Annotated in this window: 12 protein-coding genes and 1 pseudogene; 5 read left to right on the top strand and 8 right to left on the bottom strand. The window is 65.7% G+C overall.

What is annotated here, in order from left to right:
* Window positions 1–8: 8 nt before the first annotated feature.
* From ACHMW8_RS23445 to ACHMW8_RS23465, 5 genes are all read right to left on the bottom strand, one after another.
* Window positions 9–704 carry a VIT family protein gene (locus ACHMW8_RS23445; protein ID WP_395443924.1) on the bottom strand — a complete coding sequence of 232 codons (696 nt, stop codon included), beginning with the start codon at window positions 702–704 and terminating at the stop codon, window positions 9–11.
* A complete protein-coding gene (locus ACHMW8_RS23450) occupies window positions 701–2125 on the bottom strand; it encodes a sensor histidine kinase (protein ID WP_395443925.1) in 1425 nt (474 codons plus the stop codon). Before ACHMW8_RS23450 ends, ACHMW8_RS23445 begins: the two co-directional genes overlap by 4 nt.
* Entirely contained in the window at window positions 2118–2813 is a 696-nt protein-coding gene (locus tag ACHMW8_RS23455) for a response regulator transcription factor (protein WP_395443926.1), read from the bottom strand. The genes ACHMW8_RS23450 and ACHMW8_RS23455 overlap by 8 nt, the downstream gene beginning before the upstream one ends.
* Complete coding sequence (locus ACHMW8_RS23460; protein WP_395443927.1) at window positions 2794–3318, bottom strand: cytochrome b/b6 domain-containing protein; 525 nt, start codon at window positions 3316–3318, stop codon at window positions 2794–2796. Before ACHMW8_RS23460 ends, ACHMW8_RS23455 begins: the two co-directional genes overlap by 20 nt.
* A 97-nt stretch (window positions 3319–3415) precedes the next feature.
* Entirely contained in the window at window positions 3416–3694 is a 279-nt protein-coding gene (locus tag ACHMW8_RS23465; protein ID WP_395443928.1) for a PepSY domain-containing protein, read from the bottom strand.
* A gap of 173 nt (window positions 3695–3867) precedes the next feature.
* Here ACHMW8_RS23465 and ACHMW8_RS23470 point away from each other — a divergent pair, with 173 nt between their 5' ends.
* From ACHMW8_RS23470 to ACHMW8_RS23490, 5 genes and pseudogenes are all read left to right on the top strand, one after another.
* A complete protein-coding gene (locus ACHMW8_RS23470) occupies window positions 3868–4335 on the top strand; it encodes a ferritin family protein (RefSeq protein WP_395443929.1) in 468 nt (155 codons plus the stop codon).
* A 286-nt stretch (window positions 4336–4621) separates the two neighbouring features.
* A complete protein-coding gene (locus ACHMW8_RS23475) occupies window positions 4622–5179 on the top strand; it encodes a cytochrome b/b6 domain-containing protein (RefSeq protein WP_395443930.1) in 558 nt (185 codons plus the stop codon).
* A gap of 126 nt (window positions 5180–5305) precedes the next feature.
* Window positions 5306–6154 carry a universal stress protein gene (locus ACHMW8_RS23480; protein ID WP_395443931.1) on the top strand — a complete coding sequence of 283 codons (849 nt, stop codon included), beginning with the start codon at window positions 5306–5308 and terminating at the stop codon, window positions 6152–6154.
* A gap of 40 nt (window positions 6155–6194) precedes the next feature.
* A pseudogene (locus tag ACHMW8_RS23485) lies at window positions 6195–8743 on the top strand (cation-translocating P-type ATPase).
* Window positions 8744–8753: 10 nt separating this feature from the next.
* Window positions 8754–9272 carry a pyridoxamine 5'-phosphate oxidase family protein gene (locus ACHMW8_RS23490; protein ID WP_395443932.1) on the top strand — a complete coding sequence of 173 codons (519 nt, stop codon included), beginning with the start codon at window positions 8754–8756 and terminating at the stop codon, window positions 9270–9272.
* 255 nt (window positions 9273–9527) lie between these two features.
* Here ACHMW8_RS23490 and ACHMW8_RS23495 read toward each other — a convergent pair whose 3' ends face one another.
* The 3 genes from ACHMW8_RS23495 to ACHMW8_RS23505 form a co-directional block, all read right to left on the bottom strand.
* Window positions 9528–10454, bottom strand: a complete 927-nt coding sequence (locus tag ACHMW8_RS23495) for a hypothetical protein (RefSeq protein WP_395443933.1) — start codon at window positions 10452–10454, stop codon at window positions 9528–9530.
* Window positions 10455–10542: 88 nt separating this feature from the next.
* Window positions 10543–11994: a helix-turn-helix domain-containing protein gene (locus ACHMW8_RS23500; RefSeq protein ID WP_395443934.1), complete on the bottom strand. Its 1452-nt coding sequence runs from the start codon at window positions 11992–11994 to the stop codon at window positions 10543–10545.
* Between the two features lie 260 nt (window positions 11995–12254).
* Window positions 12255–13301 carry a DUF4238 domain-containing protein gene (locus tag ACHMW8_RS23505; protein WP_395443935.1) on the bottom strand — a complete coding sequence of 349 codons (1047 nt, stop codon included), beginning with the start codon at window positions 13299–13301 and terminating at the stop codon, window positions 12255–12257.
* Window positions 13302–13303 lie beyond the last annotated feature (2 nt).

A 13303-nucleotide genomic window follows, 5' to 3' on the forward strand; every position in this document is an offset into this window, starting at 1 on the left:
CCCTGGTGCTAGACAACCGCGCCAAACAGCCGGCCGATCCCTGCGGTCAAAGCCATCGCCGCCGCGCCCCAGAACGTCACCCGCACCACGGACCGCCAGACGCCGGCGCCGCCCGCCCCCGCGCCGACAGCCCCGAGCACGGCCAGGCAAGACAGCGCGGCCAGCGCGACGGTGACTGTCAGCCAGGCGGCGGGAACCAAGAGCACGATCGCCAGCGGCAAGGCCGCCCCCACCGTGAACGTCGCCGCCGAGGTCAGGGCGGCCTGGATCGGGCGGGCCGTCGTGTGGGCAGAAATGCCCAGCTCGTCGCGGGCATGGGCGCCGATCGCGTCCTTGGCCATCAACTGCTCTGCGACCTGCCGCGCGACCTCCGGAGCGACGCCTCGGGCGACATAGAGCCCGGCCAGTTCATCCAGTTCGGCGTCCGGATCGGCGGCCAGCTCGGCGCGTTCACGGGCCAGGTCGGCCTTTTCGGTGTCTGACTGGGACGAGACCGAGACATATTCGCCGGCCGCCATCGACATCGCGCCCGCCACCAAGCCTGCCGCGCCGGCCAGCAGGATCGCGCCCTTGTCAGGATTGGCGGCGGCCACGCCGACGATGAGGCTGGCGGTCGAGACGATGCCGTCATTGGCGCCGAGAACCGCGGCGCGCAGCCAGCCGATCCGGGCCACCAGATGTCGTTCGCTGTGCAGGCGGCTCATGAGGATCGTCCTTCGAAGGGGGTAAGATCGCGAGGCCAACGCGCCGGGGTCGCGCCCAGGTCAGAGTCGGCAAAGACACAGGTGAAGAGCGCGCCGCCGCCGTCGGCGTTCTGGGCGGTCACGACGCCGCCGTGGGCCTCGACAAGACTGCGGACAATGCCAAGGCCCAGCCCCGCCCCGCCCTCGGCGGCCCGGGACTTTCGCCAGAAGCGATCGAAAATCCTGTCGATGTCCTCACTCGCAAGGCCGGAGCCATGATCGCGCACCGACAGGCGCGCCCCGGGACCGACGGTGACCTCGATCGGCCCTTCAGGATTGGCATGACGGATCGCGTTCTCGATCAGGTTCCGCAGCGCTCTGGCCAGGGCGTCCGGATGGCCACGCAGCCGAGCGCTTCCCAGATCATTCAGGCGGACGTCGTGGCCGGCCGCGAAGGCTTGGGGCGCGATCTGTCCGACGACCTGCGCCGCCAGGGCGGCCAGGTCGATGTCCTGCGCATCGGTCAGTTCCAAGGCGTCGGCCTGGGCGAGGTCCAGCATCTGGTTGACCAGGCGGGTCATCGACTCCACCTCTTGGGCCAGGCGCGCCTTGCCGGGACTATCGGGCAGCCCTTCGATCCGCAGCCGCAGAACCGAAAGCGGAGTGCGCAATTCGTGGGCCGCGTCTGCGGTGAAGCCCTTCAGCAGGCCCATCGCTTGTTGCAAACGATCCAGCGCTCGATTGACCGCGCCGACCAGGGCGGCGACCTCCCGCGAGGCGTCCGGCTCGGACAGCCTGGCGTCCATGCGGCTGGGATCCAGGGCGTCGACCTGACGAGCCGCCAGCGACAGCGGCTTGAGAAGGCGGCCGACGACCTGGACGTTGAACAGTAGCAAGAGCAGCGTCAGCGGAATGAGCGGCAGGGCGACATGCTCGACCAGTTCCTGGCCGATCACCGGCCAGTAGAGCCGATTTCCACGGGCCTGCGCGGTGATCGCGATCCAGCGGGGCCCAGCCTGGCCCTCAAACCGCTGAACCCCAAAAATTCGCGTACCTTGAGAGGTGGTCTCGCGCTGGGTCCAGTCCAGCATGCCCGCCGACGGCACCTTTGAGGCGCCAGCCAGATCCCCGACCTTGCCCACCAGGCGTTGCCCGGCGTCAAACACCTCGACCCGCCAGACGCTCACCCCGGCGGGCTTGGCCAACTCGGCCAAGGCGGCCGAAGCCTCCTGCGGATTGGGCCCGCCGGCCAACAGGCGATCGGCGCGTTGCGCCTGCTGAGCGATGAAATCCTCGGCCAGCGCCTGCTCATCGTTGGCGTACATCGGCACGACGATCGCCACATCGAGCAGGGCGAAGACCAGGGCCAGCAGGGTCAGCCGCAGGGCGATCTGTGTGAACAGACTTTGCCGGCGAGGTCCGCCGGATGTGGCGTCAGCCATTTGCGGAAGCCGCATGAGATGACGTCAGCAGGACGTAGCCGACACCGTGGGCGGTTCGCAGAATGACGTCCGCCCCGGCGCTGGCGAGACGCTTGCGCAGGCGCGACACGGCTACCTCAAGGGCATTGGGCGTCACTTCCGCATCCATGGCGTAGAGCTGGTCTTCCAGGCTGGCCTTGGGGACGACCTGACCCGCCCGCCGCAACAGGTGCTCCAGCAAGGCCAGCTCCCGGGGGGTGATGGCGACGCTGACGCCGGCGACCTGAAGGCTCCGGCCGGCGGTGTCCAAGGCGACATTGCCCGCGCTCAGGACGACGCCCAGGCAGGCGCCGGGCCGTCGCAGGAGAGCTCGGCAACGCGCCGCCAGCTCGGCGATGTCGAAGGGCTTGACCAGATAGTCGTCGGCGCCGACGTCGAGCCCGGCGATCTTGTCGCCCAGGCCGCCACGCGCGGTCAGGATCAGGATCGGCACGACATCTCGATCACGGCGCAATCGCCGGACCAAATCCAAGCCATCACCGTCCGGCAGGCCCAAGTCCAGCAGGATCAGGTCATAGGCCGCCAGTCCCCGCGCCTCCAGGCCCTCTTCCAGCGTCTCGCGCCAGTCGATGACGAAGCCCTCTCGCTCGAGCCCTTCGACGATCAACTCGCCCAGGCGCGCATTGTCCTCAATCAGCAGCAGGCGCATGGCAGACGTCGCTTCCCTTCGGCGCCCGCTTGAAACCGTTGATCATCGACAGGACCAGGTTCTCACGGTGACGCCAGCTTTCGACAAGCGCCGCCAGAACGTGGACGATCGCCATGACCAAGATCACATTCGCCGCGCCTTCGTGCAGGGTTTCAAGCCACCGCTCGCCCCAGAAGGCGTCCAGCCCCATCATCCAGCCCGTGACGCCGCACGTCATGACAAGGCCCATCAAGGCCAGCATCATCACCCCGCCTGCCGGATTGTGCCCGACATAGCGTGGCTCCCGGCCACGCGACAGGGCGACCAGATAGGCCAATAGGCGGCGCGGACCGGGCGCGAAGTCGGCGAAGCGGGCATGGCGCGTGCCGATGAAGCCCCAGACCAGGCGGATGACGACGGCGGCCAGCACGACATAGCCGACATAGCGGTGGACCGTCTTGACCTCCCGCAGGACGGTCAGGTTGGCGATGCAGCCGAGAGCCAGTGTCCAATGGAAGAGGCGCACGAGCGGATCCCCAAACCTTGACGCGCGCCGGGGGCGGCGGCGCCAAGGCGTTGGAGATCGGAACGGCGTCGCCCGAGGTTTGAGGCGACATCGGCGTCTAGTCCTCGTTGTCCTGGACGATCGCGCCGGAGACCGGGTTGAAATAGACCTCGGCCTTCTTGCCGGCCTTGTTCGTCCCATAGATCTCGTAGCAGCTGCCGCTGACCTGGAAGGTCTTGATCTTGGTGTAGCCCAGGGCTGCGATCTTGGCCTTCATCTGGGCCTCGGTCAGCCACTTGGCCTTGGGCTCGGTCGTGCATTTGGGGCCAGCGACGGCGGCGCCGGCGATGGACAGGGTGGCGGCGGCGATGGTCGCCGAGATCAAGAATTTGCGCATGGACTTTCTCCGTTGAAATCCGGAGCGGGCGCTCCTTGATCGCCAGGCTGACCGCAGCGGCTGACGAAAACCTGACGGACGCCAATTTCTACGATCGCCTGGCCTGTCAGGTTTTCGTCAGGCCGCGGGAGGAGGTTTGTGGAGCGCGAACCGCGCGCCCTCGGAGACTTCCCATGACCCTAACCAAGCTTCTGGCCGCCGCCGCGCTGGCCGCCATCGTCTCGACCGGTCAGGCCCTCGCCGCCGACACTCTGTCGCCCCAGACCCGCGAGAACCTGCAGGCCGCCATGCACGGCGAGGCCTTCGCCAACCTCAAGTACCGTCGCTACGCCGAGGTCGCCCGCGAAGGCGGCAATGAAGCCCTGGCCAAGCTGTTCGAGGACTCGGCCAATGTCGAAGCCAACGAGCATTTCGCGCGTGAGGCCGACGCCCTGAAGCTGGACGGAACCAACGCCGCCAACCTGCTCGACGCCATGGCCGGCGAGAAATACGAGAACAAGACCATGTATATCGGTTTCGCCGACCAGGCGCAGAAGGCCGGCGACCTGAAGACCGCCGCACTCTTTCGCCAGATCGCCGCCGACGAGGGCGACCACTATGCCCGCTACAAGGCCGCTCACGACCAGCTGGCCGGCAAGTAACGCCAAGCGCCTCGGCCAGATTCTGGCCGAGGCGGCCGCTTGGCGCGGAACGTCCCGCGCCGCGGCGAATTGACGTTATCTAGGCGGCCATTCCAGACGGCGATCTCATGCGAGATCGCCAGGCGGTCGGACCCGAAAGGGGTCTGATCACTGGCAGACCGTTGGCGGCGTTCGGACAGGATCCGGCCGCCGACGCATCGCCTTCCCGACAGCCTCAAAGACTACGCGCCGCCTGTGGTCCTTGGCGCGATCGTACCGCGACCTCAACACCGAGAAAGGGCTGGCCATGCCGGTCATGACGCGCCTTCGGGCCTACCACGCCGTGCTCGCCATCCTGGTGCTGGCGGCCTATTTCAGCACCGAATGGGGCGCTGTTCATGCCTGGCTGGGCTATGGCGTCGCGGTTGTGATCCTGGTGCGCGTGATCATGGCGCTAACGGGTGCGCCGCAACTGGGCCTCATGCGGTTCTACCCGCAGATCCATGGCCTAAAGCTCGACAACGCCTTCACCCATCCGGCGATCAGTCGGGTCCTGCTGCTCGGCATCGCGGTCTGCCTGATCGGGGTGACCGGGACGGGCATCGCGATGGATCGTGGGCGAACCCTCAAGTCCGCCTCAAGTCCCGCATCCGGACCGGTCGCGGCGCAAGTGGAAACGCGCGGCGAACACGAGGGTGGCGAAGAGGATGAGGGGGGCGAGGAAAGTCCGCTCGGTGAAATCCACGAACTGTTCGGCAACGGCCTGATGCTTCTGGTGGCGGGTCACGTCACCTACCTGCTGCTCTTCAAGCGTCCCCTGGCCCGCTTCATGATCCTGGGCGCGCCCAAGTCACCGCCGAAATGACCCTCAAGGGCGCGCCAGATCGCGCGCTGCGCCCCGCGCGCCGCCGCAAAGAAGATGATCTCGCGCAAAGCGATCTTGAAGGCGGGGTGAGACGGTCACGACGGTTCGATTTCAGGAGCAACTCGAATGCCTTTTCATGACCTCCTGCTGTACATCGACACCTATCCAACACCCACGCCGGACGCGGCGATCAACGAGGCTGTCCGCCTGGCGGCCAGCCTGGGTGGCAAGCTGACGGCCTTGGCGCTGGAAATCGAGATCCCGGTGCATAGCAATCGCTTGGCCGACTACCTTATCGGGCTCAGCGATATGGCGACCGCTGAAGAGGCGCGCAGCCGCAGGGCATGCCAGGACAGGCTGGCGCACTTCACCGAGGCGGCCATCAAGGCGGGCGTCTATCAGGCCGCCGTGTGCGCCAAGGCCAATCACTACGACGCCGCCGACGAAGTGGCCAAGATCGCCAGGACCTACGATCTGTGCCTGTTGCCGAGGATCGGCGGCTCCGACGGCCAGTTGGAGGTCGCTCAGAGCGTGGTCTTCGGATCCGGGCGACCGGTCCTGACCTTCAAGGCGGGCACGGCGGCGGCCTTGATCCAAGGGCCGGGCGAGGTGGTGATCGCCTGGGACGGCAGCCGCAACGCCGCCCGCGCCCTAGCGGACGCCCTACCGCTCCTGGTCCGCGCCAAGTCCGTGCGGATCCTGACCGTGATGAACGAAAAGCCGGGCCTTGCCGCCACGGTCGGAGCCGACGCTCAACGCCATCTTCAAGCCAATGGTGTCAGCACGACGCTGGATGAAGTGGATGCGGACGGCGGGACCATCGCGGCCGCCTTCGATCGCTATCTCGACCGTACTAAGCCTGGCCTTCTTGTGATGGGCGCCTACGGTCATTCCCGCGCCCGCGAGTTCCTGCTCGGCGGCGCGACCCAGCACATTCTGACGCGCGTTCCCTGTCCCACCCTTCTCTCGCATTGACCTCCAGGGCCGGCGAGCGCCGGCGGAACGGATCAGCCTCATGGCGCGCGACGGCCTCAGCGGACTGACAAAGGCCGAGGCCGAGCGCCGGCTGTCGCGGTTCGGCCCCAACGCCCTGCCCCAGGCCTCCGGCCGAGGCTTGGCGCGCATCATTCTCGACACCCTGCGCGAGCCGATGTTCCTGCTGCTGATCGGGGCCGCGGGCCTCTATCTGGTGCTGGGCGACCTGGGCGAAGGCCTGTTCTTGATGGCTGGGGCCATCGCCACCATCGGACTGGTCGTCCTGCAAGAGGCGCGCAGCGAGCGTGCGCTTTCGGCCCTGCGTGATCTCTCCCAACCGCATGCCCGTGTGATCCGCGACGGGATCGAAGTTCGCCTGGCCGCTCGCGATCTGGTGCCTGGCGACATTGTTCTGGTCGGCGAAGGCGAGCGCCTGCCCGCCGACGGTGCCCTGGTCGCCGGCGACGTCTTGAGCGTCGATGAATCCGCCCTGACCGGCGAATCCGCGCCGGTGTCCAAGCGGCCGTTGATCGAAGACGAAGCGGCCGACGCCGAGACCCAGCCCGGCGCGGAGACCAGCCCCTATCTGTTCTCGGGGACGCTGATTGTTCGCGGCCAGGCCGTGGCACAGATTGGCAAAACCGGGCCTCAGACGGCGCTGGGTCGCATCGGCGTCTCCCTGGCCGCCATCGTTCAGGAACCCACCCCGCTGCAGAAGACTGCGGGGCGCCTCGTCACCCTACTAGGAGGGCTGGCGATCGCCTTCTGCGCTGTGGTTGCCATCGCCTATGGCTTGCTGCGGCAGGACTGGGTTGGCGGTATCCTGGCCGGCATCACGGTGGCCATCGCCCTGATCCCCGAAGAGTTTCCCATGGTGCTGGCCGTCTTCCTGGCGCTCGGCGCCGGGCGGCTGGCCAAGCAAAAGGTGCTGGTCCGTCGTAGCGCCGCGATCGAGGCGCTGGGCGGCGCCTCTTTCCTCTGCGTCGATAAGACAGGCACCCTCACCGAAAACAAGATGCGGGTCGCGCGCCTGTGGACGGAAGACGGCGACTGCCTCGTCGAACCGGATACCGCGCCTAGCGGCGGAGCGGCGCAACTGCTGGAGATCGCCGGGCTGGCCTGCGCCGTCCGCCCGGTCGATCCGATGGACAAGGCCGTTCGCGCGCTCCTGGCACCACCCGACACGGTCTCTCCCCCTGCCGCGAGCGAGCCCGCCAAGACCTGGCCGCTTCGGCCCGAAATGATGGCCATGATCCAGGTCTGGCCAACGCCCGGAGGCCAGTGGCAGGCCGCCGCCAAGGGCGCGCCCGAGGCGATCTTCAGACTTTGCCGCATGCGCGATGACCAGGTCGAGCGCTTGACCTCCGTCGTCGAGGCCTTCGCCGTCCAGGGCCTGCGTGTCCTGGGCGTGGCCGCCTGCCGGACGAAGACCGCCTTCCCGGATGACCCCGCGCAGGCGCCGTTCGCGTTTGCCGGGCTGGTCGGTTTCCTCGATCCCGTGCGGCCAGATGTGCCCGCCGCCCTGAAGGAGGCGCGAGAAGCCGGGATCTCCGTGCTGATGATCACCGGCGATCATCCCGCCACTGCCCTGGCCATCGCCAAGACGGCCGGCCTGGATACCTCGGGCGATGTATTGCTCGGCGACGAGATCGCCGCCCTGGACGACGCCGCGCTGGCGGAGCGACTTGGACGGACGCGAGTCTTCGCCCGCATCATGCCCGAGCAGAAGCTGCGGATCGTCCAAGCTCTCAAGGCCGGCGGCCAGGTCGTCGCCATGACCGGGGACGGCGTCAATGACGCGCCCGCCCTTGAAGCAGCGCATATCGGCCTCGCCATGGGTCGGAAGGGCACCGACGTGGCCCGTGAAGCCGCCGACCTGGTCATTCTCGACGACAGCTTCGCCTCGATCGTCGGCGGCGTCCGGCTGGGCCGACGGATCTTCGTCAATCTGCGCAAGGCGCTGGTCTATATCACCGCCATCCACGTTCCCATCGCGGGCGTGGCGCTGATACCGATCGTCATGGGCCTGCCCCCCCTACTCTACCCCATGCACGTGGTGTTTCTGGAACTGATCATCGATCCGGTCTGCGCGATGGTGTTCGAGGCCGAACCCGGCGGGGCCGACGCGATGAAGCACCCTCCCAGACGGCATGACGAGCCGCTGTTCGGACCCCGCCAGCTTGGCCTGGCCCTGCTGCAGGGGCTGGCGTGCTGGCCGGCGTGCTCGGGATCTATCTCTTCGCGCTCGCCCATCATCCGGAAAGTCAGGCGCGGGGCGCGGCCTTCCTCACCCTGGTCACCGGCAACCTGATCCTCGCCCTAACCGACGCGTCCTCCTCAGGAGGCCGACTGTTCGCACCGCATCGCCGGATCTACTGGATCATCGCCGCGGCGGCATCCGGCTTCCTGGCCCTGATCTTCGCCGTGCCGACGCTGGACACGATCTTCAAGGTCGCGCCGCCCTCGCCGGGCCAGCTGGCTAGCGCCCTGCTAGTCGCCATCGTCAGCGGCGGCTGGTTTGGACTGGCCCGGCGTCTGGGCCAGCGCCCCTCCAAAGGACCAACAGTGACCGCTATTCACCTGCAATAGGAACAGCATCATGCCCCTCTCATCTGCCGAGCCTGCTCAGAGCGCCGACCAAGCCGGCCTCCAGGCGCGCATCCTCGCCGTCCTCGACGGCCGCCATCTGATGGCCCTCGCGACGAACCGCCCCGACGGTTGGCCCCAAGTCACGCTGGTCAACTACTTCCGGCGCGAGCACGCGCTCTATTTCGTGGTCGCCACGGACAGTCAGAAATTCGCCAACATCACCCGGGACCCTCGGGTCTCGATCGCAATCGGCGGCGGCGCGGCGAGCCCCTTCAGCCTTTCGATGGCGGCCCATGTCACCGAGGTTCGCGATTTCGAGCTGATAGAGCGCCTGAATAAGACCATCCAGGCGTTACCGCCCGAGTCAGGCTTCATCCCGCACCCAGGCGCCAGCAGCGTCGTCCTGCTGCAGGCCGAGCCTCGGATCATGACCCTGGTGGACTATGCGATTCCACCCGGCCGTCGCGAGGTTCTAAGCGTGGTCGAGAGTTGGAAAATCCAGAGAACGGACGCCATCAATCCCCGGTGAACCTTGCGTCGCCACATTCCTGCTTGGCGAAACGTGTATGAAGCCATGGCGGAGCTTCGCCGTTGATTGCCCAGAACACAACGTCCGCTCACCCCCTGAACAGACCTTCGCCTTGTCTGCTTTCTCGGACCGCGAGGCGGTCCGGGCGGCGCCAGATGCGGAAGTTGGGGCCCCTCCAGACTCCAGACATTCAGCAACCATGCCCGCCTCGCCTATTTCCAACCCGCCTCTGACGGTCGGACGGTCTGCTCCCTGTTATATCCGTCCCTCGGCCTTCCGTCGGGCACGGTGGCGCTCTCGCCACGTCGGCAAGGTCGCTGACCAGGTCATGATCGCGTCCAGAACACCGGGATGATCGCCAACATCGTAAACGAAATGACTATAGAGCCAGAGACTAATGGCCTTTCGGGCTCGCGGCTCGTTCGTGCGGCGCTTCGCGATGACGGCGATAGGGTCGTCATTGAATTCACCGTTGACCATCATCCCGATGATCTCCGGGGCCCCGTTCGGCCCCGCAATGCGGCAAATGTCAGTCGCCAAGTACTTTGTCAGGCGGGTCGCCAGCAGATAGTCGTCGTGGGTCAGGGCCTCCGCGGTGTTGGGTGCCTTGAGGCCGTATTCTTTCTCCACCAGCGCCTGATGGACTTCGACGTCAGCGAATGCGCGCGCGAGCCTTTGCTCATCGCCTGAGTGGGCGAAGGCGTTTCGGACTAACCTATAGTAGTCGAGGAGATCAATTCGTTCCTTACCGAGGCGCTGCTGATTGGCGAGTGTACCGCCTGGCAGAGACCGGAGCGCATAATCGAACACCGTCTCTCCGTCACGTTTGTCAGGAAGAGTTCGGCCAAACAACTTCTGCTCCTCCCGAATTTCCTCGAGGAAGGCCTCAACCTGCTGAAAAACGCCGACTAGGAGCAGTTGAACCGTTCGCGGCTCCAGCCGCTGGAAATCCACGTAGCGCGTGCTGACGCCATGCACTGCGGCGCGATCAACCAAGTGGTACTGTTCGTTTGCTTCGCCCAATGCGGCCGCCCTCAGGTCCCGCGTCGCGATGACAATAGCCGCGGCCAAGCTATCGATGTCGCCGAGCTGCTGGCGAAGCCCCTGGTAGGACCGAAAAACGAACGCGATGTCCTGCTTAGGCTTTGTCGTCGGCGGCAGCCGTGATTGGGGCTTCGACATCGCTTTTCCTCAAAGCAAGAACCTGTATTTGCGCCATTAGCGCACCCAACGAGCGCTCCGGAAACAAGACGCACCCTCACCTGACCTACTAGGCGGGTGCGAAGTAGACCTCGTCCAGCCGCCCAGCAGCGCGATAGACGCTGCTCATGGCCGCTACTTCGCCGACCTCCACCAGTGTCGTCACGCAAACCTTGAGCAGAGCTAGCATTTCTTCCTTTGATGGCGCGCCCTCGGCCGGGATCCCCTGGAGGGCTAGGGCGATATTGCCGGCCGCCTTGGCGTCTGCGGGCACCTCCCGATCACCGGCCAAGATCGCCGCCAGGAGCTTAGCTGGCGTGCCGGTATGCTTAGCCAGCGCTGATTGCTTGCCCAGCGCGCGGTCAATCATTTTGGCCTTCGCCTTGAGTTTAGTGGTGGCAACTCCTTCCAATAGACCGGCCATCTCGGCACGGGACAGCTTGGCCTGGTTGCCAAAATAGAAGATCGGAACCCAGTCGCGGTTGGTGCCGGCTACCGCAAAACGGATGTATTCGAAGGGGACGAGAACCGGCTCCTGATCCAGGAAGTTGCGCAGTACGTCCTCGTCGGTAATCAACCGGCGCCCGCCAGGGACCTTCTCTCCGCCGGCGGCAGTGATCTCGCCTAGTAGCTTCAGGGTGGGCGCGCCAGCTACTTCGTCAAACTGGCCTTCCTTGATGAAGTTGATCTGATCGACGAGGGCCTGATCGATCTGCATCGGGCGCCCTGCGACCTCCAAGGACCCGTCGGCGACATTGAGGACGGCGGAATTTTCCACGCCGATTTCGGCGATCTTACGGGTCACATCGACCAGGGCGCGCAATCGTTTGGCGTCGCGCGCGTCCAGCAACGTGCGAAGATCCCCGAACTTGATCGGCGCGCTCTCAGCGGGATAGCGAAACAGGATCGCCCCATCGTCAAGTCGGTCGCCGGGCCGGTGGACGATGACCGGCTTATCAATAAGCGGCTCGACGCAGACATAGCCGACCTGCAGCCCTCCGACCTCAATCACTCCCTTGCGAAAGCTAGGTGTTGGCTGGAGGTGGGCCTTCACCGCGAGGGTCAACTTGACAAGATCCAGCTTGGCAAAATCATCATTGGCTAGGCCTACGACCCTGCCAGATTTGTCCTCCACGCCCAGCAGGATCACTCCGCCCTTGTTGTTGGCCATGCCGGCAACCGCCCTCACCACCGGCGCTAGTTTCTTGACGTCGACCTCGCGTTTGCACTCGATCTCGTCGGTCTCCCCTGAGGTCAACCGCCACTCATTGTCCTTTTTTTTCGAGAAGAGCGCCCCGATCCGCCCTTCGTCGGTGGGCGGAGCCACCGGTCCGCCCGGCCCCTGAATAGGTCCGGCCTTGAACTTGGCTAGAAAGGCGTCCAGCGCCTCGTCGCTCGCGGCCGGGATGCCAGCCCCATAGCCGTCCTGTCGGATACCGGTGATGCGCCCCGAATTGACCGGCCGATCTTGGCGATTGAAATAGAACTGGATGTCCCGGTTTTTCATGTCGCGGGCGAGCATGGCCCTGATGAGGCCAATCTCGTCGTCGGATACACTACGCCCCATTCGTCCCTCGGCGGTTTTCGCGCAGTCTAGCTTGACCGCTCGCCATGCGCGACTCTAGCCGTCACGAGGCCCTGAAGATGAGTAAGGCGCCATAAGCTGACGTTGGCCTGTCATCAGGAACTGGACGTTCAGTGCTTCTCGCGGATTGTCCAGATCCACCTCAACAAGCTCATCCAGATCTTGGCGCTCACGCGCGTCCGCGACCATATTCGCGACTAGTCAAGGCGGGGCCGCATACCTTGCCGGAACGCCGAGTCGTCCGCGATCATCCGGCGGGCGATGTCGAAACCGCCGTCGCGGCTCATTACGAAGCGCTCGGCCCAGCGAACCTGAAGCGAGTTTAAGCGCGTGACGTTGCCGGCGTCGGCGGCGACTGCCGCACCAGCCAGGTGACCATCGGGAATTCGCCGCAGCCTGGCGCGGAGAGCCTCGATTTCTGGAAGTGCGGCCAGCGCCGCTGCCCGTGTCACCCCCTGTCCCACGACGCTCATGGCGCGCGCCTGGAGCAGGCGTTGATCCGCGAGAGCCGCGCCTTCGCGCATCTGGTGCAAAAGGGTGGGACACCAATAGGCCAACGAAAATCGGCTGCTGATCGGCATGTAAATCTCGATCCCCGGCACGCCTAGGCCGATATTGCCATAGGGACCGAACTGTCGGGCATTCTGCATGGCGACAGGATTGTCGCCTAGCAAGAAATCCTCGCCTTCGATCGCCTGAAGAAGCAGGAGATCCTTGTCGTTGAAGCGGCCGGTGAACTCCAGCAGCGACCCTACGATCAGTTGGAGCGCCGCAGCCTTCATGCCCTCGGCGTCCCCAACGAGATCCAGCCGCGCGTCTGCTCCGACAATCGCGCGCGCGCGGGCCTCTACGCCCTCCGCCAGAGCAGAAAATTGGGCCCGCATGCCCGTGCCCCGCGCAAACTGGAGCGCGCAAAAGAGATCAATCGCCGCGCGGTCCTCCATCGTCATGCCCACCAGGGTGCCCCCCTGGACAATCCGCGCGATCGGCTCGGCGGCAGCGCTCTCAATCTTGCCCATGCCGGCTTCAAGCGACACGCGCACGCCGTCGCGCTCCAGCGCGTTGAAGTCAGACTCCACGGCGATGTTCTCAATGGCCGTCGCGAACACACGGTCGTTGGATTTGTCGAATGCCTGAATCTGGAACTGCCCTGGGCGACGTTCGACCGCGAAGCGTTTCATCAGCAGCCGCGGCACATAGTGATGGCGTCGCGGCTCTCGTGGATTGGCGGCCGGGGCCCGCATTC

It is taken from the genome of Caulobacter sp. UC70_42, assembly GCF_044056025.1.
Classification (GTDB): Bacteria; Pseudomonadota; Alphaproteobacteria; order Caulobacterales; family Caulobacteraceae; genus Caulobacter.